Consider the following 25,347-nt stretch of genomic DNA (forward strand, 5'->3'; position numbering starts at 1 on the left):
CTAAACTTTACATACTTTATCAGTTCTTTATTAACAAATTAGTGATAATTTTTCTAAATCTTTAACACAAATCTCATGAAATTATCCGATTTTGACTTTGACTTACCTTTAGAGCTAATCGCTCAAAATCCAGTAAGCAAACGTGATGAGTCAAATTTATTAATTGCTTCTACACAGCAACATGTCAAAACCAAATTTTACAATATTATTGATCATTTAAAAGAAGGGGATCTATTAGTTTTTAATAACAGTAAAGTGATAAAAGCAAAATTGAATTTAAATGGAAAAATCACTATAAACTTAAATCAAAGACTTAAGGATAATAGGATAGCAACGAGCGATGATGTAGGCAAGCTTAAATCAATCGACTATTGGTCAGCTTTTGCAAAACCTGTACGTAAGCTAAAGGTAGGCGATGAGTTTTATTTTGATGATCATAAAATAATTATCACCGAAAAGCTCGAAATGGGTGAGATTAAAATTAAATTCGAACTTGCTGATATTTCGGTGTTTGAGTTTTTAGATAAATACGGCGAAATGCCATTACCGTTTTATATTAAACGTCCTGAAACACAAAAAAGCGACAATGAACGTTATCAAACAGTTTATAGCAATATTCAAGGTTCAGTTGCTGCACCAACAGCAGGCTTACATTTCACAAACGATATAATAAATAAGCTTAAAGAAAAGGGCGTGCAAGTGGCGTTTGTAACTCTACATGTCGGAGCAGGAACTTTTATGCCAGTTAAAACCGAGAATATTAACGAGCATAAAATGCATACGGAATATTGCTCTATCACTCCTGAAACCGCTGCAATTATAAATAAAGCTAAACAGGAAAAAAGGCGTATTATAGCAGTCGGCACTACAAGCCTTCGAACTCTTGAAAGCTCTAGTATAAATAGCAATGTAAATTCTGGTGAGTTTGAAACCGATATCTTTATAACTCCAGGATTTAAATTTCAAATAGTCGATATGTTGCTTACTAATTTTCATTTCCCAAAATCTACTTTATTTATGCTAGTCTGTGCTTTTGCTGGCTTTAAAGAAATGCACGAGCTATATAAATACGCCATAAAAGAACAAATGCGTTTTTTTAGCTATGGCGATGCAACACTTTTGTATAGAAAAATATAAACTATAATTTTTAGTAACATAATAACACTTTACATCATCAATAAAATATTTATAATCGTGATTAAATGATACTCCTCGCAGCAGAGCTACGAGGTATCTATCCAAAAAGTGGCATCGTCAAGTTTAAGTAACATAGTGTCAAAAAGAGTAATATTTTTAGATTTCAGGCAGCAAGAAGTCTTTGAGTAGCTTCATCCCAAATGGATTTAGCGGATGCAAATGCAATTCTTTGGTCAGGTGCTGTTTTAGTATATCTTCCAACATTTACGGCAAATATATTTCTAACTTTTCCCATCAGTGATAATGTACATTGTGCTGCATTAGGATGCTTAAATTTAATCAATATCTTCTCTTTTCGCCTAGTTGGTTGATGTGCATTCTCAACGCGATTATTTAATCTCTTATTAGTTCGATGTTTAGTCCTAGGACACATAAGCTTAATCGGTTTAATGTAACTCTTGAGCTTATCAGTAACAATTACTCTTGGAGCTGGGTAATTGCCCAATAATCTTAATAAAAAGCGAATAGCTGATTTCTTGTTGCGTCGCTTCTGTAGCAATACTTCTAATTCATGTCCCTCAGAGTCAACAGCCCTCCATAGTATGAATACTTCACCTTTAATCTTAATGTTCATTTTATCTAAATGCCATTTATCAGTTGGCTTCCGCTCTCTCCTTCTGATAACATCTTGAAAATAAACTGCAAATTTATTGCACCAAAATCTTACTGTCTCATGACTCAAAATAATACCTCAATATGCCATCTGTTCTTGAACATCTCGGTAGCTACTATTAAAACGATGATATAACCATACTGCATGGCTAATGATGCTTGCTGGAAAACGATGTCTCTTCGGAGCTTGAGTAATACGCATAATGGTGAAATTTAGAGATAAATGGTTACTGCTATTCTATAAATTATTCCATGCATTTGCTCTATACTTAATTTACATCTCTCTTAACTTGACGGTGCCAATTAGGTGTTACTCAAAAGCAACTTATCAATCAATGGGCTTTCTAAGTTAAGTTTATATTTTTGATATATTTTAAATTTATTATATTATTTACATATCATTATTATAAAGGAATTAATATGTATCAGATTGAAGAAGGGATTGAATTAGTTACTCAAAAATTTCTTACTTTATGGAAATATGAATTATTTCCTATTGCTAATAACCAAATTACAGTAAGCAATATTTGTATTTTCATACTAGTTTTATTGTTGGGCATTAAATATTCAGAACGCTTATCGAGATCTGTTAATAACTTTGTAAATCATAAATTTAAGGGTAATAATACTAGTGCAAGTATTATAAGTAAGCTAATTATATATTCAATACGTATTTTATATATAATTATTGCTATGTCTTTAGCCAATATTCCTATGGAAAGTTTAGCTATTTTAGGAGGAGCATTAGCATTCGGATTAGGATTTGGCACACAAACGTTAATCACCAATTTTATTAGTGGAATTATTATAATGATCGAGCAACCGATTAAAGTGGGAGATATAATTGAAATAAAAGGTGTAATTGGAAAAGTAAAAACAATAGGGATTAGATGTATTATTCTAAAGACTACTACTAATCATTCTATCCTTATTCCTAGTAGTGAAATTATTTTAAATAATGTAACAAATTGGACTCTAGACAATGATATAGTAAAATATCAAGTAGAAATAACATTCCCGAGTAGCGAAACTAAACTTAATCCTGAAAATTTGATGGATAAACTTAAAACATCAATCGGCAAATTAGATTTTATAATTCCTAATGAAGAAGCGAATGTATTTTTAACAAAAGTAGATAATAACGGCTTAACTTTCTATATTAGATTCAATATTGATATCAAGAAAAACTCTGAATTTGAATATATTAAAAATAATTTAAATATTGCTTTATATTCACAACTTAAAAATTATAATATTGTTTTAAATCACTTAGATTGTACAAAAATATAATGGAAATTGAAAGGTTAAAAAGGCATCGTCAAGTTAAGTAACATAGTGTCAAAAAGAGTAATATTTTTAGATTTCAGGCAGCAAGAAGTCTTTGAGTAGCTTCATCCCAAATGGATTTAGCGGATGCAAATGCAATTCTTTGGTCAGGTGCTGTTTTAGTATATCTTCCAACATTTACGGCAAATATATTTCTAACTTTTCCCATCAGTGATAATGTACATTGTGCTGCATTAGGATGCTTAAATTTAATCTCTTAGGGTTTAATTCCCCGAAGGTCTGCTTCGTGATATACTAGATGCATGGAAGAAAGCAGTTATATACATAAAAGTGATAATGTCACAGTACTAATATATCATTTAGTAACACCGGCAAAGTATAGAAGAGTAATATTCAAAGAGGAACTAGACGATTATTTATGTAAAATTTGTGAGGACATAGAAGCTCGTTATGAAATTAGATTTTTGGAAATAGGAGTAGATAAAGAACATGTACATTTTTTACTACAGTCAATACCAATGTATAGCCCAACAAAAATAACTCAAATCATAAAAAGTATTACATCTAAGGAAATGTTTAAGAAATATCCAAATCTTAAAGAAAAATTATGGGGAAGTGAGTTTTGGAGTAAAGGATATTTTATGAGCACAGTAGGTAAACATGGTGATGAGCGGAAATTACGTAATTATGTAAAAAATCAAGGTTCAGGCAAACCTTCTTATAAAGCATTTCAACAAAAACAGTTAAAACTTTTTGGATAGATACCTCGTAGCTCTGCTGCGAGGAGTATCATTTCAATATCTTCTCTTTTCGCCTAGTTGGTTGATGTGCATTCTCAACGCGATTATTTAATCTCTTATTAGTTCGATGTTTAGTCCTAGGACACATAAGCTTAATCGGTTTAATGTAACTCTTGAGCTTATCAGTAACAATTACTCTTGGAGCTGGGTAATTGCCCAATAATCTTAATAAAAAGCGAATAGCTGATTTCTTGTTGCGTCGCTTCTGTAGCAATACTTCTAATTCATGTCCCTCAGAGTCAACAGCCCTCCATAGTATGAATACTTCACCTTTAATCTTAATGTTCATTTTATCTAAATGCCATTTATCAGTTGGCTTCCGCTCTCTCCTTCTGATAACATCTTGAAAATAAACTGCAAATTTGTTGTACCAAAATCTTACTGTCTCATGACTCAAAATAATACCTCGATATGCCATCTGTTCTTGAACATCTCGGTAGCTACTATTAGAACGATGATATAACCATACTGCATGGCTAATGATGCTTGCTGGAAAACGATGTCTCTTCGGAGCTTGAGTAATACGCATAATGGTGAAATTTAGAGATAAATGGTTACTGCTATTCTATAAATTATTCCATGCATTTGCTCAATACTTAATTTACATCTCTCTTAACTTGATGGTATGGACGCCAATGATAAGAAAGAACTTATCAACGGTTTTAAGTGATATTAAGATATCAAAGAACCAAAACCTAAGATAGGTTTGTAATTTTTAATAATTTTATAAAGGAGTCCATACCATGAGTAATTATAAAGTAATAGGAATTGATTTAGCAAAAAGAAAGTTGCATTTTGCAGCAATAAATTTAGACAATAAAGTTGTATTAAAAAAAGCAATGGATCGAAGAAGCTTTTTTGAAAATTTATCAACAATGTTTCCAGAGTCAGAAACCTTTGTATTTGAAGCTTGTGGTGGAGCTCATTATATGGCTCAAAGGCTTGAATCAATAGGACATAAAGCCATCTTGCTTAAACCTAAAGATGTGAAAGCATATGCAAAAACTCGACAAAAAAATGACATTAATGATTCAATTGCAATTTGCAAAGCATCATGTGATCCCGATTTAATACACGTCAAAGCTAAAACAATAGAAGAGCAAGAAATATCTTACCTGCATAAAGCAAGACAAAATATAATACAACAAAGGATTCAGTACAGCAACTCTCTGATGACTTCATTATTTGAATTTGGCTATTTGGTAACATGCGGAAAATCTACATTTGCAAAATCTTGTCAAAATTTTGTAAATTTTGCCCTAGAAGAAGGATTTATTAACAACACTATTGCTGAACAAATGTTGCTGGATTGTAAAGAAATTGAACAATTGATGATTCGTGAACAAAGCTTAGATAAAGAATTAGCAGCAAAGAATCGGAGTTCCAAGAAGGCAAAAATTTTAGAAACTATTCCAGGAATTGGTACAATTAACGCAAGTATTTTAAGCATCAAACCGGTTGAAGCATACGATTCTGCTAAGGATTTTGCTGCTTCACTTGGAATTGTCCCGAAACAAAATAGCACTGGAGGTAAGATTATTCTAGGAAGAATAACCAAGCAAGGTGATAGATATGCAAGAACAATGCTAATACAGGCTGGTAGGTCTTTATTGATGAGAAGCTATAAAACTAATCAGACATCAGGAGCGTTATCAGAATTTATTGAAAGATTAAAAGAAAAAGGGAAATCGTTCAATGTAATTGCAGTAGCTACAGCTAATAAATTGGCTAGAATCGCTTATGCCTGTCTGGTAAAGAACAGAAATTACCAATTGGTATAATAGTACTTAAGATTTAGGATAAATTATAAACTATATAATTTTTAAACTAGATAGGGGTAAAGAAATAAAAACAAAGTAGAATAATAAAACGGCGGGTTAAAGTGTCATTGTCAAATAAAAAGGGACCAGTAAATTGCACGAAAAAGGGACCACTATATGTAAAAATTTTTATGTCAAATGACCTCCAAATTTATAGTTATTAATACGATAACTTTTACCTGTGATGTTTAGTATATGTGCATGATGTACTACTCGATCAATAATTGCATGAGTTAATAACTCATCAGCAAATATTTCATTCCATCTTTCAAAATCCTTGTTTGTGGTAATAATGGTAGATTTATTTTCATATCGTTTAGCAATAATATTAAAAAAATCATCTACTGAATGTTTTGGTAATTGCTTAAAACCTAACTCATCAAGAATTAATAAGTCAAATGATAAGAGTAATTTAACTTTTTTGTGATAGCTATTATCTGCTCTTGCAATATGTAAATTATAAAGCATATCCGATACCGTAGTAAAATATACAGAGTATTCTCGTGTTAAAGCTTTTAATGCTAATCCAATAGCAAGATGAGTTTTGCCAGTTCCAGAATTACCTATGAATATGACATTGCCCTTAGTATTAATATAATCACAAGTAGATAAATCACTTATTACTTTGGCATCAATACTTGGTTGGAACTGAAAATCAAAGTCTTCTAAATTTTTAGTGACTGGTAATTTAGCAGCACTTTTACGACGACGGTAATTATTATCCTTACGGTGAGATTTTTCATCTTCACATAATAGTGAGAGAAATTCTTTAAATCCTAGTTTATTATTTTGAGCATAAATAATCCTTTCATTTAAGCTATTGACTATACCTGATAATCTAAAACTACGTAGGTCATTAAGCAAGTTCTGCATTCTGACCTCCAAACTCTGGCAATGGTAAGTTTACTGCATTACTATTTAAGATATTTTTAATTTTAGAGTAAGAACTTATACCGTAATGTAATGCTCTATGACAAGCTTTATCTATTAACTCATCATTGTAAACCTTACGTAAAGAAATAATACCTCTAGCACAACGTTGCCAATCATTTACTCGTGTTTGTTGTAATAACTCTAATAATAAACTGCAATTATTTCCTATCTGCTGCATTTGTTGTTGATAATGTTCACTATATTCTATAAAACCTGGGCATAGACGTTTATATTTGGCATAATGAGACGGATTAGTGGTAAATATTCCTTTGCCATCTGTTCTAACGTGCCTTGCTATTAAATCATTTTGGATAGAAAATATTTGAACAAGTTTTGGTGATAATTGTACCAGTACCTCACTGTATATATATTTTGCCGGTACGGAATAATAATTATTATCTATGGTGATATGACAATCTTTTGCTACTTTTCGATTATGCCACGATGACAAATCAAACGTTTCTAATGGTAAAGGCATTAAATTATTACTTTCTTCTTGCTCAAATAGTTCCTGAGGAATTTTTTTAGTAGTACCATGTATTCGGTTATTTGCTTTATTTAACCAGTTAGCAAGATCATGTGTTAATTCTTCATATCTATGAAATTTACGTCCAGCAAAAAAATTATTTTTGACATACTTTATTCCTGATTCTACTTTGCCTTTTTCTTGAGGTTGATATACACGACAAGGAGAAAGTAAAATTCCATAATGATCAGCTAAACGTTTGTATTCCTTCTGATATACGGGCTCATAGAAATTGCTATCTACCACTCCAGCTTTAAGATTATCAAGTTTTATTACTTTTGGACTGCCAGCAAAATAATTAAATGCATTGATATGACATTGTATCCATGTTTGACAACTTTGATCAAACACTACTTCATAATAATCAAGGCGACTATAACTTAAACGCATATTAAATACATATGCTTTAACTCTACGCCCCTTAGAATTATACTGTAAGCCTATGTCACCAAAATCTACTTGTGCTTCCTCTCCTGCTAAAGTATGAAAACGAATGCAACTGTTATTTTGTATCTTATATTTTTTGATATAACGGGTTAGCGAACCATAACTTTTTGTATAACCTTGAATTTTTAACTCTTCAAAAATTCTTATGTAACTTAGATTCTTTTCTAATAACTCAATTATTTGTTCGTGCCAAGAATCCAGTGCTGAAGATCGTTCATAGGGTGCAGGAGATTCTGTACCAGACTCTACATAACGGTTTACTATTTTTCTTACTGTTTTACGGTCTATTCTCGTTAGTTTGGCAATATTTCTTTGACTATTGCCTTGCTTATAAAGGGTGATAATTGTTGTGTACATATTTATTCTTATCATTGTATCACTAGATATTTATTTTAATTAATTATCTAGTGAATATTGCACATTATAACCTTATTAGGTTACACCAAATTCTCTGGTCCCTTTTTCGTGCAATTTACTGGTCCCTTTTACTTTAGCAATGACATTAATGTGTTGTGTGTTCCTTCTTCAATAATTTTACCTTTATTTAAAACAATAATTCTATCCATATGTTTTAGAGTAGAGAGACGATGTGCAATAGCAATAACAGTCTTTTTATGATCTGCAATTAAAACACTCAGGCTTCTTTGAATCATTTTTTCTATTTGACCATCAAGTGATGAAGTTGCTTCATCAAGAATAAGGATAGGAGAGTTTTTTAGAATAGCTCTTGCAATTGCAATTCTTTGTCTTTGTCCCCCTGATAATTTTATACCCCTTTCTCCAACACAAGTATTGTATTGATTAGGTAGATTTATAATAAACTCATGTATAAAAGCTTTCTTACTAGCTTTAATCACTTCTTCATCTGAAGCATCTGGTTTGCCATATTTTATATTTTCCATAAGAGTTCTGTTAAATAACAGAATATCTTGAGGAATTAATGCAATATTTTCTCTCAATGAATCTTGTGTCACATTATCAATATTTTGGTTATCAATAAGAATTTGTCCTTTAGTACTTTTAAAATACTTCAATAAAAGATTTATTAAAGAAGATTTGCCAACACCTGACTTGCCAACTAATCCTACTTTTTCACCTGCCTTTATAACCAAGTTAAGATCATTAAAAATAGAATCAGTTCTATCATAACCAAAACTAATATTTTTAAATTCTATTTTTGGTTCTTTAATTATAAGTTGTTGTACATTTTGTCTATCTAAATTTTGTTGTGGCACATATAAAACGGTAAGAGCACTTTTTAGCTCACCTACTACATGTGTAAAATCCTGTAAAGAGATTGTTGTATGCCAAATATCTTCTACCATAATCAAGGAAATACCAAATACAAAAGCAAAGTCTCCAATAGAAATTAATTCATGTATTCTTAAATGAATCATGTAAAATAAGATAAATGCAAACATAATAAAGTAGAGAATCCCACTAATGATTTGAATAACAAAATTATGTTTATAAACTTGAATTTGCTTTGGAATAAAATCATTAAATAATTTGTTATCTAATGCTTGCATCTCTCTTTTTTTTGCAGAAAATAATATAATAGAAAAGATATTAGTAATTTTATCTGAAATTTGTCCAATTAAATTATGTCTACTTTCTGTTTCTTCAAAAGATAATTGGTTTAGTTTTATTGACAGTTTATACATGACAGAAACATATATAGCACTCCAAATAAAGATAAATAATCCTAGATTAGGATGTACCATAAAAAGTACAAAAAAATTAATAATTATTGTTAAGATTTTTGCTAATAATCCATGATGCATTTCAGCAAACAAACGATCATAACAATCTAAAATGCCTTTTATTTTACTACTAATCACTCCAGAAAAATTATCTTGAAAAAAAGAGTAAGAATGGTGTTGAATATAATCATAAGTTTTTAGGAAAATTGATCTTCTAACATAAGGTATCGTTTTCCATTCTATTATATCACTTATTCTCCATATAATTGTTAAAGATAATTGTGTTGTAAGAAAAAGGAAGATAGGAAACATGATATCATGGTAGGCTAGATTATCACTAATTGACATGTTATCTAAAAATAATTTTATAGAATAGTTATATGCAAAAGGATGAAAACTGCTTACAATAGTAGCAGAAAACATCAACATATAAAAGAATAAACTTATTACTAAGATACATGAAAGTATATTATATTATTAATATTTAAAAACTAAATAAAATGTTAATTTCTCTTATGCGTAAATATTATCACTTAATTATTATATTATTTATATTGAGTAGTTGTACAGAAATAAAAAAGACTGTTCCATTATCTGACTCCAGTAGTCAGAAAATATATATAATGAGACCAACACAATTGAGATTTGATGAACAGATCAAAAAGCAGGTAATAGTAATTATTGATGTATTCCGTGCTTTTACTACAGCTGCTTATGTACTAGATCATAATCCAGTGACATATATATTAGCAAGTGATAGTGCTGTTGTTTCTCGTTTGATATCAAATTTTAATAATCCTGTATTAATTGGAAAAGCAGAAAAAGGAGTAAATCTTACTTATGATGTTCCAAATTCGCCAACAAGAGTTCAAGATATTACTATAATTGGTAAAAATGTATTACATAGAACAGCAGCAGGAGCTAGTGGAATCTTGTTAGCCAAAGAAGCAAACATAGTACTTGCTGCAGGTTTTATAAATGCAAGTGCTACTGCTGAATATATTAAAACACTCCCAAATACAGAAATTATAATAATTCCTATGGGACATGAGGGAAATACACCTTCCCTAGAAGACAATATTTGTGCTGAATATATTAAGGCCTTAATTCATGGGAAGGAGTTAGAATTAATCAAATTTTTACCTATTCTTCTAGAAGGTTCAGGAAAATACTTTTTTTCCCAGGACCAATGGCAATATCCAAAAGAAGATTTTTTTCGCTGCCTTGAAGTAGACCGATTTGATTTTATAATGAAGGCAACTATTATGAATGATTATGCAATCTTAACTCGTGGTAATTAATGACTTCAAAGATGAAGTTTTTGGTACTATCTCTAATAATTCAGTAATAAAATTTCTTATTCCATAGCCTTCCCATCGTAGTTTATTAATGGTATATTTAGTCATATTTTGCCATTCTTTCCGACTTACTGATTTTTTGATATCATACATGTAAGCAAAATAAGGGGTGTTTATAGTAAAATGCATAGGATGGATCACAATAACTTTAATTAATTGATCTAAAATAGTATTCATTAACTCTTTATCTATTTGCATAGGATGGTTACGCCATAAATATCCACCATCTTCTAAAAAAATAGGAACTTCAAGTAAACCAAATCTATCTTTAAAAGGAGTAATGACTTCTAGATCTGTACATACATTTGATGAAATTAACATACCAGCTTCAAACATAAGTTTCTTAGATAAATTACATGTAGCAAATCTATGACAACGAAAAGCTGCTAAATTATGTGGTAAATTCATAACATATTTTACTACTTCTGAAAATGTAGTTCCATGTGATGAATTTGAATTAAAATATGGATGGAGTCCTACTTCAATTTTATTTAGCATAGATTCTACTATGGATGAATTATGAGTACTAAAAATAGTAGGAACAATCTTTCTATCTTCTAAAAAAGCTAAGGTTTCCTCTATAGCATATTCACATGCCCAATCAAGATCAACAGTTACTATAACACTCATAAGCATATCTCATGAAACTTATGGAAACGTTCTTTGTTAATATCATGTTTTGTAAATAATTCTGACATTGAATTATATGAGCGCAAGTCTTCAGTACGTTTACTAGTTGACCATGTATCATCATCTCTCATATATTGGGCGTTACCATAAGATAAGATATTAAATAGTGAAGCATTCATTTCGTTATTATCCTTAAAATGCAACCTTGTTTTTCTTCCTGATAAGGCTTTCATAGTATTATCTTTAAACTTTTTATACATTGTAGGTGATATTGCATGAATATTATCCTTTTCAGGATTATCATATGACATATACTGATAGAATTTCCAGCAGGATAAGTTACCCCCAACACTTTCTAAAGCATTAAGAATATCTTTTACTTGACTTGACAATACTAAATGATTTTTAGTACTAATAACACTGTGAAACTTTAGTTCAATACCAGCTTTTGAAATTAAGCTACATTTATTCATTATATTTTTATAATACTCTTTATATCTACCAAAATTTCTCCCAATTTCTGTTAAAAAGCTATCTTCAGTACTATCAATCGTAACAGCAACAATATCAACTACCCCTTTCATTTCATTAACAACATTTTCATCTAAATAAGTACCATTCGTATAAAGTTCTATTCCTAAGTTTTTAACTGGATCATCTGAACGAAATGTTCGAATATGGCGAAGTAATTCAATGCATTCTTTTGGTGGATGTTTACCAAAAATAATTACTTCTCCACCTGATAATGTAAGACGACGAAATTTAAGTTTATGATATAAATGACTCACTAGTTCTTTCTTAGATTCTAGATCAAGTTCTGCTTTAAGTTGGTGAGGTGCATCTTCGAGTACACAGTAACTACATCTTAAATTACAACGATTTGTTACCATCCAATAACCTTTATAATACGTATTACTCATAAAATTCCTCCATATTTATTAAGCCATGAATTAATTTTATGCCTTATTATTGGTTTTAACAAGCGTTCCATCAAAATAAGTTAAAAATTCTTGGTCATATTTGCTATCTCCAAACGCTTCTACTGTTCCAGACCAATTAATATGATTTAAAAGTTTATTAATTGCACGTAATTTTGAAGAATGCCAACTTGCAACAAAAGCAGTTCCCTGATAAATTTCAACATTTAAATCAAAAATATCTGGCACTAAATGTGCTGACATTGACATTTGGACTATTTTATCTTCTATAATTACTCTTTTTGCTTCCGGTACCATCGCTTCTAATCTTCTAACATCTTCTAAATCAATTGGTGTAATAAATAATATATTACCTTCACCATCAGATATTACAGCACCACTATAAGATATAATCCAATTTACTTTTAAATTAATATGTTTAATTTCTTGCACTAAATAGTCAAGTGGACGTGCACTACATATAACTTTTTTTGAAAATTGCTGAAACTTTAATACACAGTTTTTTGTTTTTTCAGAATTGTTTTTATGAAATAGTGTGCCGTCAAAATCGCTTATAGCTATTACTTCTTTATTACAAATCTTTGCTACAAGTAGTTTACCAAGGATTGTATCACTGTATAATTTGCCAATTTCAAGTGCCATTTCTGATAATTTAGGAAGATTATTAAAGACCTGTTCTATAGCATCTAGTGCTTCACTTGTATCATTTACAAATTTTGCATAAGGCAAATTTAATAAAAATTCAGCAGCAGCATTATTTTGTACCATTACTATATTTGGTATACCAGAAGCAAGTGTTTCAAAAATTGAGCGACCAAATGTTTCACACATTGAGGTGGATATGTGAATATGTGCATTTTCAATAATAGATGCAAGTTTAGCTGAAGGTATATAGCCTGTAAATTCTATAACCTTATCAAGACCTAATTTTTCAATTTTATTTTTAACTGCATTATAATATCCCTGATTCTGAACTGGTCCAACTACACGAAGTATTGCTTCAGGCAATCTATTTTTTACTGTAGCAAATAAATCTATTAATCCGAGAATATTTTTTTGAGGTTTGATACTACCAACGCTACAAAACTCTGGGACTGTATTTAAAAAACGAATTTTAGGTATTAGTAAACTTGTATCTACACCTCTAGGCACTACTTGAATTTTTTGTTTTGGAACAGAATAAAATTCTATTAATTGTTTTTTTTCTAAGTAACTTGGTGTTAAGATGTTTTGAGTGTCAGCTAGAGTTAAAAATTCCCTCTCTGTATATTTAAGTGGCACATCTTCACCAGATGCTTGGTAAGAAGGGGTCAAGAACATAGGAAATGTCCATGTTTTTATTTTTTCTCGTAATTTAATATCAATAAAACCAAATTGCATTGATATATGGATAAAAACTATATGAGTAAATTGTTGTTCAACAGCTTTTACTTTTTGTGCAATAAACTCAGCATTAGCAAGTCTTTTTTCAAATCGATTATCCACATTCACAGGATAATCAAAACTCCAAGTTGCTGGTGAATTAGTTTGTCCTCCAAACTGCATTATACTTAAGTGATTTTTAAAACCTTGTTTTAGGGTGTCTACCAGCCTAGCACCACCATCACGCTGGGTGTTATCAGGACTAAATTTTTCTGTAACTAATAATATTTTCATTTGTGATGCTTAAATAATTCTTCATAACCTTTGAAAATTTTTAACCAACAAAATTTATCATCCAAAGGCTTTTTAACTTTAGGATATTTTAAAATCTGTTCAACTTGATTAACTATTTGTTGAAAATCATTAAAGTCAAGTAATAATCCATTATTAGATGTAATAATCTCTGGTAAAGCTCCACTATTACCAGCTATTACAAAAGTGCCTGCTGTTAAAGCCTCTAAAATAGAACGCCCCATTCCTTCTGAATGAATATATGAACCACCAGGAACTTCTGTTACTTTATCACAACTTAATTGCATGTAAATATCTGCATTAATGATCTCTTCACATATTTTTTCATTTTCTAGTACTCCAAGAAACTCTATAATTGAATTCAGATTATTCTTATCCACCTGTTTTTTAACTTGTGCTAGTAAAGGTCCTTCTCCAGCTAATCTCACTTTAAAGCTATAACCTCTTAATACTAACTCGTGAACCAAAGATATCATTAATGAATGATTTTTATATGGAACAAAACGAGCAGCACAGAAGATAGTAAAAGGTTTATTATCTAAAATTCTTGCTGCTTTTAATACAGATACATTGACCCCGCCTACAAAACGGGTAAAAGGACATTTTATGCCAATTTGACTTAAACGAGTTTCCGTATAAGTAGAATTTGTTATTAATAAATCTATAGTGTTATTTAAAATATCGACCCAATATGATCGACGCATAATATAATTTGGAATTGTTTTGCTAATCAGAGAAGCTTTTAAAATTTCATTCCCACCCGTACGGTATATAAATTTCGCTTTTGGGAATATATCACGAAGTTCTTTAAGGTCCTCTATCCATCTGCCGCTATTAAAAAATATAATAGCTGGATTAAATAAACTAGCTAATTTATTTAAATTTATTACCTTAAGTTTTCCATCTAATATAATACAATCTTGTCCTTTAAGATTTTTTGTAATTATACTTAAAATAGGAAATTGAGAATGATTAATAAAATATTCTATGAAATATTTTGCATGCATTTCCATTCCTCCAATTAAAGGAGGAAGACGATCAGCAAAAAATAAAATACCTAATTTTGTCATATTTAGTTCTTTTTTAATTCTTGTTCTAAGATATTAACTATTTTCTTTGCTGCGTAACCATCTCCATAAGGAAAACATATTTTTGACATTACAGCTAGCAAATCCGGATTTTTTAATAACCTATTGCAGATATTTATAATATCAACTGCTTTTGTTCCTACTAATATAGCTATGTTATTTTCAATTACTTCTGGTCTTTCAGTGATATCTCTAACAATAAGTGCAGGCTTTCCAATAAATGTTACTTCTTCTTGTATGCCCCCAGAATCAGTTATTACAAAAAGACATTCTTTTAGAAGCTTAATAAATGATATATGATTTATTGGTGAAATTAAATTAATATTACTTATATTTGATAATAATGTTTTTACATGTTCACTTATAGAAGGATTGGGGTGTAAACAGAACATTATGTTTATATCTAGAAATTGTTTCGCAATATTACGTAAAGCATTACATACTTCTTTTAGTGGTTCGCCATAGTTTTCTCTTCTATGAATTGTAACTAAGATAAATTTAGTTTTATAATCTGGTTTTAATCCACATAATTTTTTATTTATAAGTCTTACTGCATCTATGGATGTATTACCTACTACCCAAATTTTATCAATTGGTACTCCTTCCTTAATAAGATTAATTTTTGCTCGATTAGTTGGTGCAAAAAAATAAGTACTTAGTTTATCTATAAAACATCTATGTATCTCCTCAGGCCATGGTGAATATATGTTATCTGTTCGTAAACCTGCTTCAATATGTGCTACTGCTATCCCTGAATAAAAACTAGCAAGAGCTGCTACAAAAGCTGTTGTAGTATCTCCCTGAACAATAATTAAATCTGGTCTTGATTTTTCTAATGTATTACTAAATCCTGACAACATATGTGTTGCACTGTGGCACAGAGATCCTTTGCTTTCTGTAGATTGAAATTTATAACTGACTTTAATGTTCATATCTGAAAGAACAGAATCAAGTAAAGACGTATGTTGTCCAGTCATACATATCTCATAAGAGAAATATTTATTATTTTCAAAAGCTGCAATGATAGGTGCAAGTTTTATTGCCTCAGGTCGTGTTCCTATTACTATCATTATTTTTTTCATTTTATTAATACTCCAGTAAAATCAAGAAAAATTTTTTCATGAAATAAATAATGAGGTATATCTAAAAATTCATTATGGGCAACTAATATAACTATCATATCTACTTTTAGTAGCGTATTATTTATTGATTTTATATTTTTAACATATGGATCAAAAACAATAACATCAAATTCTTGTTTCAGGGTCTCAGTTATTATTATAGCCGGTGATTCTCTGGTATCAGGTACATTAGGTTTGTAAGTAAGACCCAAACAAGCTATAATGCGAACATTATTTTCTTTTGCTACTTTTTTTATTTTCTGAATTACCCAACTAGCTTTATTAATATTAACTTCCCTTGCTTTTAATGTTAACTGGGCAAATTCTGATGCTGAGTGTGCCAAAAAATATGGATCTATAGCTATACAATGACCTCCAACTCCTGGACCTGGTTGTAAAATATTTACACGAGGATGTTTGTTCGCTAGACTAATGAGTTCATTTATATTCACATTAATATGATCGGCAATCATAGACAATTCATTAGCATAGGCAATGTTAATATCGCGATAGGTATTTTCTGCTAACTTAACCGCTTCTGCTGTTTTTGAATCAGTTACTTCTATCTCACCATGAATAAATGATCTATAAAAATCAGCTGCTCGTGTCCCAGATTTATTATCTATGCCCCCTACAATTCTATCATTATATATTAATTCAGAAAGAATATTACCTGGTAATATTCTTTCTGGACAATAAGCTATAAATATATTAGAACAAACTATGCGAAGTTGTTTAGCCATCATCTCGGTCGTCCCTATAGGACATGTCGATTCAATAAGAATTAAATTATCAGTTTTAAGATACGGTATAATAGATTCAATCGCTGCACTGACGTAAGAGATATCTGGTTTATTTTCTAAATTTAGAGGAGTCTGTACAGTAATTACATAGATATCGGAATGTTCAACCTTTGTTGATATTTTAAGATTTCTCTTACATATTCCTTTAATAAATAAATCCTTTAATGCTGTTTCATGAGTCATGTAATTAACTGCATTGATTTTTGATACTACTTTTTTATCAATATCTACTCCAAGAACTGAATAACCAGAATTTGCTAAAATACACATAATGGGAAAACCTATATGACCTAAGCCTATAACACAAACTTTTTTATTCATTTTACTAACAATAGAATGTTATCATAATGAAGTATGACATAGAACGAAGAGGGTGAAAACAAATTTTTAAGTTTCTACAAACAGATTAAAGAAATTCATACTGAAGATGATGTGGATTTGAAACTCATTATTGAAGTGTGAGGTGATATGGTTTATAGTGTGTAACAGGCTATCTATAACCTATGGGGTATTGGTAAATTTTCCTTTGGATCGCTCTGGCTTCATTAAAAATAATCGTAACAAGCCATAGGGAATACAACCTAGGAGGGATTGAATCATTTATAAGTTGTAATTAAAATTTCTTTTTCTTATTGTTTTTATATATGGTATAGCTTAAATCACTTTATCTTTAAAAAATTCTTAATATCACCACTTTTTTCCTGCTTTGTGTTAAATGATACCTTTAAATATTTTACTATATACTATCTAATTTATTCTATAATTGTAATAACAACATATTTTTCATATAATATATTTTAAATCCTTGCTATATTATTATATAAATTTGATTCTTTGTAACTTATAATTATATTTAAGCAATGTGTGCGTAATTGATTTGTGACTATTGGCACTTTGAGATAAGTAGCAATAGTTAAGAAAGATTGTAAAGTTTCTAAAATCGTTTTCCACCCTTTTTTAGGAGATTTAGCTCCTACTGTTTGTATATTATGTAATCGGTCACATAATTTAATTAATAGCAACTCTTTTTTCTTTTGCTGATATAATATCTTAACTATTTCTGCTGAACTAATTTTTTTATCATTTTTAATTCGTGTTAAATCTTCAACCTGATTGGCAATTTTATAACCAAATTCTTTTATAATCATTTCTTTAGTAAGTAACGTATCTTCAATACAATCGTGCAATATGCTAGTTACTATGATATCTGTTCTAAATAAATAATCAGAAACCATATATGCTACTTCTAAAGGATGTGAATAATAAAATTCTCCTGTTTCTCGTTTTTGCCCACCATGATATTTTTTAGCAAAATAAATTGCTTTTTTAATTTTACTAAGATCAACTTTGTTCTCAGAAATCTTATTAATAAGCATGATCTTAGTCAATAGCCTTTTACTATATCGGCAATTTGATAGATCTATAATTTTTACTTTGTCTAGCTCAATATCTATACCTTTAGGTAAGTTTAACTTTTCTACAATAGGAGCTATAGTTTTTTGATGATTTTCTTGATTTTTTGCCATCTATCCATCCCTAATATTATTTTAAGTGTAGTAAGAATCATAGCAATAATCAAGAAAATCATACTTGTTAATTAATAGAGTACTTTTAAAACTCTACTTTTAGAGATAATTTGTGTGTGTATTATCATCAAAACCTTATCAATATCAATATTATGTATCATAAATCAGATCATCAAGAAGAGGCAACTTAATTGGTATATTACAGACGATAGTAGTACTTTTACCTTTTTCACTTGTTACTTCAATCTCTCCATTGAGCTCACCAATTAGACGTTTTACAAAACTTAATCCTGAGCCAAGTCCATGATATTGACTAGCAACATCAAATTTATCAATCTTTTCATGAAGATGTTGCCTGATTTCTTTAGACAGACCAATGCCACTATCATGCACCATAAATTGGAATACCATTTCTCTGTTTTGTTGTTCTGATTCTGAAACGGCTGGACTAATAGCAAACATGTTCACTGTTACCACAACTTTTCCTGCTTTAGTAAAGTTAATAGAATTATCTATTAACTGTTCTAATATTGCTCCTATTCTATAAGTATCACTAATTATAGCATTTGTTAAATCATACTGAAAATTACAAGATAAATTTAATCCCTTACGTTGAGCTATTGGCATCGCTTTATCAATAATCTTATTTACCAACTGTTTTGGATCAAACTTATTTAAAACTATAGGAGGTAGTCCAGAATTATTCTGTAGATAACTAAGTATATTGTTATAATAATCCAGTAATTCTTCAGCACAACTTACCACACTAGCTAAATAATCCTTTTTTTCAGGATTATCTTCTATTTCATAAAGAGCTGTTACTAATGAAAAAATCCCATTACATGGAATCTTTAATCCATGTACCATATTTTGCACCACATCTCTTTTAAATAACTCAGATTCTTTCAATTTATTATTTGCTTCTTGTAATTCTAATTTATATTTAATTATATCAGTATAATTTGTGATCGTCGAGTTAATGATATTCTCTTCTTGCTGATATGGTATTAATGTGACAGATATGGGAGATAATTGAAGATTCCAATTTGTTTTAGTAATATTATGATTATCTTTTGGTTGATCTTGATTATTAATTGTCATAGCATTTCCTTGCTGTTGAAGTTAAAAAAAACAGCTCAGAGGTTAAAGTGCTAAAATTTTACAGTTTTAATTTAACCTCTGAACTAGAGCTGCACCATGCAGCCCTCACAAGGACAGATATCCTAACTATTCCATGAAGTACAGAGGATTTAAGAGCTTTTTTGACAGATTTTTATACAATTGGGCAAAGAGCTGCATAAATGAGACATAGCTAAATTGTATTATTTGTTAGCTCAGCTCTTTATCTATTACATGCAAATCAAAATCAGCATTAATGATGCTACAGCAAGCATCAAGAATTCCTTTGAATACAGCATTTTGCTGGCATTTAAGCCTACTTTATACTATAATTATAGTATAAATATTTTAATCATAATTTCATGTCAGTAAATAACTCAAACAAAACACAACCATTTCTACAATGGGTTGGCGGTAAAAGAAAAATAGTTGATCAATTAATTAAATTTATTCCTGCGAAATTAAACAACTACTATGAACCATTTCTTGGTGGTGGGGCTTTATTTTTTCAAGTTAGAGATAAATTTAAACATTGCTTCCTATCTGATATTAATCTAGAGCTAGTGACGTCCTATAATGCGGTTAAGAAGAATCCAGATAAGGTCAGTAAGCTATTAGACTCTCATAAAGAAAAACATTCTAAAGAGCATTATTACCAAGTTAGAAGTAATAATGACAGTAACGATCCAGCGAAGATTACTGCAAGATTTATCTATCTTAATAGATATTCATTTAAAGGCATTTACCGGATTAATATTGATGGCAAACCAGCTCAAACTTTCTCTGGTAGGAATTATAGTAAATCTGATCTTGCCTTTAGATTAAAACAGTGCAGTCAGCTTTTAGCTGGCACATCTATTTGTGCTATGGATTTTTCTTTCATTGAACCACAAAAAGGTGATTTTGTTTATTTTGATCCTCCTTATCATAAGTCAGGTGAGAAATTTTATACCAGATTACCCTTTGATGAAAATGAGCAAACGAGACTTCGAGATTTTGCTACAGAACTCAATGATAAAAATGTTAACATAATGATTTCTAATAGTGACACTCCTTTTATTAGAAACTTATACAAGAATTTTAATATTAGTACTATTAAGGTTAAATATTCCATGCCTGAACATAATAAAATATCTGACGAAGTAGTTATTACAAATTATCAATTACCACAATAGCTTAGTTATATTCAAACTTGATTAATTCAAAGTAATAATCTTGAGTCTTAAAAGCTTCTTCTAGATCTTGCATATGACGATTTCTAACATAGTAATCATTAAAAGCCGTTGTTGATTTGAGGATTACCTTTTTGTTGACTATATCTTCCTGTACCACCACTAATTTACTTAATACCCCAAAATCAATATATTGGTTATAACGTTCAATGAGAAATTTCCGTACCCTGTACCATACTGAATCACGATTTAATTGTTTGCTTAGCTGCAATAGATAATTTTGTTTTTCATCTTCAGTATTATTCTGCTTCGCTTCAAGCTCAGCAAATTGTATGATTTGCAACTGTCCAATATTACTGCCATAGATCATTTGTACTTGCTGTAGTATTTTATCTTGTGCATTTTCTGAAAGCGTAATAGTTTTAAGCAGTTTTATTTGATAGCTATTACCTACTACCCCAATAAATAAGCAGGAGCTTAGTAATTTATAAGCTGAATCAGGATCAAAACTACCAACAATTTTACGTTTTAGCTGAGCTTGCAAGCTAGTATCAAGGCTACTTTCTATCTTATCTAGATATTGTTCTTTAGTGTTGTTTAAGTCACTAGATTTAAACTGAAATGTAGCATTATTAGCTTTAGTAGTTTCACGTAACTCATGAGCTAAAGCTTTAGCCATATAGTTTAGTAACACTTTCTTATGGCCAAAATGGTGATTGGAATATTCTCCTGCAAGCTTTAAGAGTAATTTATTAATAAATTCCAGATTAAATTCACGATTTGATTTTACTTGCAGTAAATCAGCATCTTCTTGGCTTAATGGATAAAAATCTGCTAATTTCTTTCTTTTGAACCAGCTTTTATGATTAATAGCACTAATTGCAGCATTATTGCTACTTGATTCTGTAGGATTATATTTTTTAACGCGAGTTTCGAATTAATATAGCATAGGATTTAGCATATCAAGAGAGATGTAATAGAAGGTTTATTATCAGACATTTGATAATTTATCAGTGCTGCAACCATATGCACAAAGGCATTTGTAACTGATCTATGCCTTGAATGCTCAAACTTCCCCAATAGTTTAATTTTACTAAACACAGATTCTATTAATGCTCTTTTAAGCAATAATATTTTATCCAACATAGACATAAGTTTATTTTTCATATTTTTCTTTACCCTAGTTACCATAAAAATTCCTTGCTCTAAAAGTTGTTGAAATAATTGTTGTGAAATATAACCACGATCTCCGAATACTTTACCAAAAAGATTTTTGATCATCAGTTCCAGCTGTTTTCTATCATCCTTATTGCCAGGGCTAAAAGATGCTTTAACTATACCACCGGCTCTATTAATTATTAGATGTAGTTTAAGTCCATAGAACCAACCTTTTGTTGTCTTACTGCGTGCTGCTATGCCGGCGAACACTTTATTCATTGAAATACGGTATCTCTTACATACCTCTATACTACTTGAATCTACAAAAGAAAGGCCATCACACTGATCCAAAATAGAATTGAATATCAGTACTAATAGTGGTAAATGTGGACCTATTATTTTTATAAATTGACTATAGCTTACTAATTGAAAATCTCTTTGATGATAAATCCATATTTGCTTCAGATAATAATTCTTAAAACAATCATAAGATGACTGCCAGTAGCCTATTATAATTGTTATTACCTCACTTCTGTTAAGTCGACTTTTAGGACCAGATTTGTTGTTATGGTTAGTAATTGAATTTGTATGCTTGTCTAATTCTTGAAAAAAATCATCGACGTAACAAAATATTTCTGTAAAATCCATTATCATAGGTTATTGCTCTTAAAGTTTTTTCAATAACCTATAAACTTTTTTCTTATACTATAAATACCATATTTTAATTAGCAATTTGTATTTTGTACTCACTTTATAACAAAAACAGTATTATCAATATCCCCGTAACCCACTGTTTATCAGCTATACAGCGACTTTTTGAATACGAAACTCGCGTTTTTTAGAAATGTTATCAATAACTGCTTGCAGTGCAGTATTAATCGGTGTAGCACCTGTTGTGATATTAGCACTAGATGAACTGGTATTATCAGTTTGTTGTTGAGTGTTGCTTGAGCTTGCTGTTTTGAATTGTAAATTTGTTTCAAGTTGTTGTTCTTGTAACTGAGTTTGGTTATTGTAATTAGATTCATTTTTTTCATTTTGAAAAATTGTAGATTCGGTAGATCTAGATTTATTAGATATATTTTTATTATTATCTATATATATTGTCTTATCCAAACTTTTTTGGGGTTGAGGCAAAATTTCTTTGGGTTTGACCCCAAAGTTTTTTGGAGTAGGTACAAAATTTTTTTCATTTTCAGATGGTATTTTGTTAGAAGCAGGCTGGAAATTTCTAGCTAACTTAATACAAGGAGTATTACGGCATTTAATACCATATTTCACGATTGTTGCATTATAAACTTTAATAAAGCTACTTTTTTGTAATTCAAGTAAGCATTGTCGTACTCGTTCTTGACACACACCTAGGGACTCTTGAAAGAAGTGATAAGTTTCCTGAAGTTCATCAATGCTATTATTATGATAGATTTGCAAGCGAAAGACTATTAGAGATAGTAGCTGTCTTGCAGTTTTGCTTAAGATTTTACCATTATTAGAGGTCAGATTATTCCATTCAGGTGGAATAAAATTACCAACAAAATTGTAGAAAATAGTGGGATTTTTATCACTCTCATTATGGATTACACAATCAGGAGTGAAATGTGAGCAGCATATAGTGTGCATAAGACCTCAACTTAAACATCAGTTTATAAGAGGCACACAAGGCAATTATAGTACTATTTTTCAAAACGTGATGAGCATATAGTGAGCATACGAGGTATGAGGCTAAAATTAGTAGATTATGAAAACCCTGGAGGAAAGGTGGTGGGCGATAGAGGGATCGAACCTCTGACCTTTACGATGTCAAGGTATAGCTTAATGCGATAAGATAGTGACTTAGAGTATGAGTTAGATTATACTAAATGAAAAACTTATGGCAAAGGCATATTCATACGATTTAAGAATACGAGTAATGGGGTCGTTGAAAGATAATTTTTGATAGTAAAATAAGAGGAAAGGAGGTAATAAATATTTTAAAAAAGAAATTCTGTTTAATATAGAGATAAATGTTATTCAATAGTGTAGTAATTTAATAGAGATTTGTTTACAGAGTTAGAATTTTTATTAATAAATTTCTTTAAGCCATTAAAGTTGTTAAAACCACTAATCGTTTTAAATTAAAACATATGGCATTCATAAATTCGGAGAATTGATTTTTGGCAATTCCTATATATCTAACCCGCTTATTATCTTTTGAAAATACCATCTCGAAAGGTGCTCTGATTTTCGTATAATATTTATCAAGGTCAAAATTCTTATCTTTCATATTATTTTTCTTTATTGCACAAAGATGGACTCCCTTTTTAGCTGCTGCATTCTTGGTAGAGATTGTACAATAACCTTTATCAACATATGTAGCACCAGAACTTGGCATAACATGCTTAAAACCTTTGCTATCGGTAACATTTGCAGGGGTAACTGCAACCTTATTGATCATGCCTGATTGAATATCAACACTCACATGTTTTTTATAACCATACCAAAATTTATTCCCTCCCTTACAGCCAATTTTGGCTTGTTTATCCTTTGCAACCTTAGGCAAAGTCTCATTATTCAATTTATCATATTTTTGTGCTCTTAGTTTATCACGTTCCTCCCAGAGATTAGCTTTTGAGATTAAATGAGAAGCATCTACAAAGGTAAATACTTCACCCATATAGCCTTGTACTCGTAGTTGATCGCGGAATTTTGTAAATATTTTTGATAGTAAATTAGTACCTATTTTTTTACGTATTTTACTAAATACACTATAATCAGGTGTCTTTTCTGTAAGAGCAAAATTACAAAACCATTTCGCCGCTGTGCTATCAGCTAAATAACGTTCTAATTCCCGATCAGATAAGTCTTCCATAAATTGTAGCAGCAAACATTTAAACAGCCTCTCTATACCATATCCTTTATAATTAGCTTCGCATTCTAATGCTAATAACTCAGCTTCAACTGCTTTGAATTTGAATAAACTTTTGAATTTACGATATTGATGATCCGCATTTACTAACTCATCTAAACTTACCATTAGCATTTGATACTCTGACATATAAACATATTTTTTATTTTTTTATTATACCTGCTACCCTCTCATCTCGCAACAGTCCCGTAATAAAAAGTTTAACAGATGGTAAAACAATAAAAGAGACTTCTGAGATATACTCTATTAGTAGGAAGACTATAATAGAATGGAAAAAATTAAAGAAACAAACCGGCGATATCAAAGCAAAAAGTGGTTATCATACAGGACATCGTAGAATAATAAGAGACATAGAGGGATTTAAAAAATTTATAGAATTAAATTTTGATAAAACCACCATGGAACTAGCTAACAACTGGAGTCAAAAAGTATCTGCAAGTACGATATCAAGATTGCTTAATAAATTAGGTTATAGTTATAAAAAAAACTTTTCTTCATCCCAAAAGAGATGTTGGTCTAAGGAATGAGTT

General features: G+C 30.1%; 24 protein-coding genes and 2 pseudogenes. 7 read left to right on the plus strand and 19 right to left on the minus strand.

Annotation, left to right across the window (positions count from 1 at the left end; translation table 11 throughout):
• The first annotated feature begins 75 nt into the window (after positions 1 to 75).
• On the plus strand, positions 76 to 1,137 hold the full coding sequence (queA, locus tag ACOAL3_RS07860; RefSeq protein ID WP_419234768.1) for a tRNA preQ1(34) S-adenosylmethionine ribosyltransferase-isomerase QueA: 1,062 nt from the start codon (positions 76 to 78) through the stop codon (positions 1,135 to 1,137).
• A 163-nt stretch (positions 1,138 to 1,300) separates the two neighbouring features.
• Here queA and ACOAL3_RS07865 read toward each other — a convergent pair whose 3' ends face one another.
• Positions 1,301 to 1,879, minus strand: coding sequence for an IS6 family transposase (locus tag ACOAL3_RS07865; protein WP_419234669.1), 579 nt, complete (start codon positions 1,877 to 1,879; stop codon positions 1,301 to 1,303).
• Positions 1,880 to 1,888: 9 nt separating this feature from the next.
• Entirely contained in the window at positions 1,889 to 2,011 is a 123-nt protein-coding gene (locus ACOAL3_RS07870; RefSeq protein ID WP_419234769.1) for a hypothetical protein, read from the minus strand.
• A gap of 218 nt (positions 2,012 to 2,229) precedes the next feature.
• Here ACOAL3_RS07870 and ACOAL3_RS07875 point away from each other — a divergent pair, with 218 nt between their 5' ends.
• Positions 2,230 to 3,099 carry a mechanosensitive ion channel family protein gene (locus ACOAL3_RS07875; protein WP_419234770.1) on the plus strand — a complete coding sequence of 290 codons (870 nt, stop codon included), beginning with the start codon at positions 2,230 to 2,232 and terminating at the stop codon, positions 3,097 to 3,099.
• Positions 3,100 to 3,172: 73 nt separating this feature from the next.
• On the opposite strand, the gene ACOAL3_RS07880 is transcribed toward ACOAL3_RS07875, so the two are convergent.
• Positions 3,173 to 3,304: a hypothetical protein gene (locus ACOAL3_RS07880; protein ID WP_419234771.1), complete on the minus strand. Its 132-nt coding sequence runs from the start codon at positions 3,302 to 3,304 to the stop codon at positions 3,173 to 3,175.
• A 94-nt stretch (positions 3,305 to 3,398) separates the two neighbouring features.
• Between ACOAL3_RS07880 and tnpA the strand changes: the two genes are divergently transcribed.
• Positions 3,399 to 3,857, plus strand: a complete 459-nt coding sequence (gene tnpA, locus ACOAL3_RS07885) for an IS200/IS605 family transposase (protein ID WP_419234618.1) — start codon at positions 3,399 to 3,401, stop codon at positions 3,855 to 3,857.
• 28 nt (positions 3,858 to 3,885) lie between these two features.
• On the opposite strand, the gene ACOAL3_RS07890 is transcribed toward tnpA, so the two are convergent.
• Entirely contained in the window at positions 3,886 to 4,425 is a 540-nt protein-coding gene (locus ACOAL3_RS07890) for an IS6 family transposase (protein WP_419234772.1), read from the minus strand.
• Between the two features lie 214 nt (positions 4,426 to 4,639).
• Between ACOAL3_RS07890 and ACOAL3_RS07895 the strand changes: the two genes are divergently transcribed.
• A complete protein-coding gene (locus ACOAL3_RS07895) occupies positions 4,640 to 5,677 on the plus strand; it encodes an IS110 family RNA-guided transposase (protein WP_419234517.1) in 1,038 nt (345 codons plus the stop codon).
• 168 nt (positions 5,678 to 5,845) lie between these two features.
• Here ACOAL3_RS07895 and istB read toward each other — a convergent pair whose 3' ends face one another.
• The 3 genes from istB to ACOAL3_RS07910 all read right to left on the minus strand — a co-directional run bounded on the left by istB (position 5,846) and on the right by ACOAL3_RS07910 (position 9,754).
• Positions 5,846 to 6,589 (minus strand): IS21-like element helper ATPase IstB, encoded by a 744-nt coding sequence (istB, locus tag ACOAL3_RS07900; protein WP_419234522.1) that lies wholly within the window; start codon positions 6,587 to 6,589, stop codon positions 5,846 to 5,848.
• Positions 6,573 to 7,979 (minus strand): IS21 family transposase, encoded by a 1,407-nt coding sequence (istA, locus tag ACOAL3_RS07905; RefSeq protein WP_419234561.1) that lies wholly within the window; start codon positions 7,977 to 7,979, stop codon positions 6,573 to 6,575. Before istA ends, istB begins: the two co-directional genes overlap by 17 nt.
• A gap of 128 nt (positions 7,980 to 8,107) precedes the next feature.
• Positions 8,108 to 9,754 carry an ABC transporter ATP-binding protein gene (locus tag ACOAL3_RS07910; RefSeq protein ID WP_419234773.1) on the minus strand — a complete coding sequence of 549 codons (1,647 nt, stop codon included), beginning with the start codon at positions 9,752 to 9,754 and terminating at the stop codon, positions 8,108 to 8,110.
• Between the two features lie 194 nt (positions 9,755 to 9,948).
• On the opposite strand from ACOAL3_RS07910, the gene ACOAL3_RS07915 reads away from it, so the two are divergent.
• Positions 9,949 to 10,626: a 2-phosphosulfolactate phosphatase gene (locus ACOAL3_RS07915; RefSeq protein WP_419234774.1), complete on the plus strand. Its 678-nt coding sequence runs from the start codon at positions 9,949 to 9,951 to the stop codon at positions 10,624 to 10,626.
• Here the strand turns inward: ACOAL3_RS07915 and ACOAL3_RS07920 are convergent.
• The 8 genes from ACOAL3_RS07920 to ACOAL3_RS07955 all read right to left on the minus strand — a co-directional run bounded on the left by ACOAL3_RS07920 (position 10,609) and on the right by ACOAL3_RS07955 (position 19,564).
• Positions 10,609 to 11,313, minus strand: a complete 705-nt coding sequence (locus ACOAL3_RS07920) for a polysaccharide deacetylase WbmS family protein (RefSeq protein ID WP_419234775.1) — start codon at positions 11,311 to 11,313, stop codon at positions 10,609 to 10,611. The genes ACOAL3_RS07915 and ACOAL3_RS07920 overlap by 18 nt on opposite strands.
• Positions 11,310 to 12,233 carry a radical SAM protein gene (locus ACOAL3_RS07925; RefSeq protein WP_419234776.1) on the minus strand — a complete coding sequence of 308 codons (924 nt, stop codon included), beginning with the start codon at positions 12,231 to 12,233 and terminating at the stop codon, positions 11,310 to 11,312. Before ACOAL3_RS07925 ends, ACOAL3_RS07920 begins: the two co-directional genes overlap by 4 nt.
• A 36-nt stretch (positions 12,234 to 12,269) precedes the next feature.
• Positions 12,270 to 13,907 (minus strand): glycosyltransferase, encoded by a 1,638-nt coding sequence (locus ACOAL3_RS07930; protein ID WP_419234777.1) that lies wholly within the window; start codon positions 13,905 to 13,907, stop codon positions 12,270 to 12,272.
• Positions 13,904 to 14,995 carry a glycosyltransferase family 4 protein gene (locus tag ACOAL3_RS07935; RefSeq protein WP_419234778.1) on the minus strand — a complete coding sequence of 364 codons (1,092 nt, stop codon included), beginning with the start codon at positions 14,993 to 14,995 and terminating at the stop codon, positions 13,904 to 13,906. Before ACOAL3_RS07935 ends, ACOAL3_RS07930 begins: the two co-directional genes overlap by 4 nt.
• Before the next feature lie 2 nt (positions 14,996 to 14,997).
• Positions 14,998 to 16,095 carry a non-hydrolyzing UDP-N-acetylglucosamine 2-epimerase gene (gene wecB / locus ACOAL3_RS07940; RefSeq protein WP_419234779.1) on the minus strand — a complete coding sequence of 366 codons (1,098 nt, stop codon included), beginning with the start codon at positions 16,093 to 16,095 and terminating at the stop codon, positions 14,998 to 15,000.
• Entirely contained in the window at positions 16,092 to 17,258 is a 1,167-nt protein-coding gene (locus ACOAL3_RS07945) for a nucleotide sugar dehydrogenase (RefSeq protein ID WP_419234780.1), read from the minus strand. Before ACOAL3_RS07945 ends, wecB begins: the two co-directional genes overlap by 4 nt.
• A gap of 476 nt (positions 17,259 to 17,734) precedes the next feature.
• A complete protein-coding gene (locus ACOAL3_RS07950; RefSeq protein WP_419234781.1) occupies positions 17,735 to 18,463 on the minus strand; it encodes an HD domain-containing protein in 729 nt (242 codons plus the stop codon).
• Positions 18,464 to 18,613: 150 nt separating this feature from the next.
• Entirely contained in the window at positions 18,614 to 19,564 is a 951-nt protein-coding gene (locus ACOAL3_RS07955; RefSeq protein WP_419234782.1) for a sensor histidine kinase, read from the minus strand.
• 380 nt (positions 19,565 to 19,944) lie between these two features.
• Between ACOAL3_RS07955 and ACOAL3_RS07960 the strand changes: the two genes are divergently transcribed.
• Entirely contained in the window at positions 19,945 to 20,757 is an 813-nt protein-coding gene (locus ACOAL3_RS07960) for a DNA adenine methylase (RefSeq protein WP_419234783.1), read from the plus strand.
• Position 20,758: 1 nt separating this feature from the next.
• Here ACOAL3_RS07960 and ACOAL3_RS07965 read toward each other — a convergent pair.
• The 4 genes and pseudogenes from ACOAL3_RS07965 to ACOAL3_RS07980 form a co-directional block, all read right to left on the minus strand.
• Positions 20,759 to 21,616, minus strand: a pseudogene (locus ACOAL3_RS07965) (hypothetical protein); the annotation flags it as partial.
• Positions 21,617 to 21,708: 92 nt separating this feature from the next.
• The gene (locus ACOAL3_RS07970; protein ID WP_419234519.1) at positions 21,709 to 22,566 is read right to left on the minus strand and encodes an IS982 family transposase; all 858 of its coding nucleotides are present in this window, start codon (positions 22,564 to 22,566) and stop codon (positions 21,709 to 21,711) included.
• Between the two features lie 177 nt (positions 22,567 to 22,743).
• Positions 22,744 to 23,532 (minus strand): annotated as a pseudogene (locus tag ACOAL3_RS07975) (hypothetical protein); the annotation flags it as partial.
• Between the two features lie 454 nt (positions 23,533 to 23,986).
• Positions 23,987 to 24,946 carry a transposase gene (locus ACOAL3_RS07980; protein ID WP_419234543.1) on the minus strand — a complete coding sequence of 320 codons (960 nt, stop codon included), beginning with the start codon at positions 24,944 to 24,946 and terminating at the stop codon, positions 23,987 to 23,989.
• A 116-nt stretch (positions 24,947 to 25,062) separates the two neighbouring features.
• Here ACOAL3_RS07980 and ACOAL3_RS07985 point away from each other — a divergent pair, with 116 nt between their 5' ends.
• Positions 25,063 to 25,344, plus strand: coding sequence for a COG3415 family protein (locus tag ACOAL3_RS07985; RefSeq protein ID WP_419235585.1), 282 nt, complete (start codon positions 25,063 to 25,065; stop codon positions 25,342 to 25,344).
• Positions 25,345 to 25,347 lie beyond the last annotated feature (3 nt).

This window comes from Rickettsia endosymbiont of Nabis limbatus (assembly GCF_965196655.1).
Classification (GTDB): Bacteria; Pseudomonadota; Alphaproteobacteria; order Rickettsiales; family Rickettsiaceae; genus Rickettsia.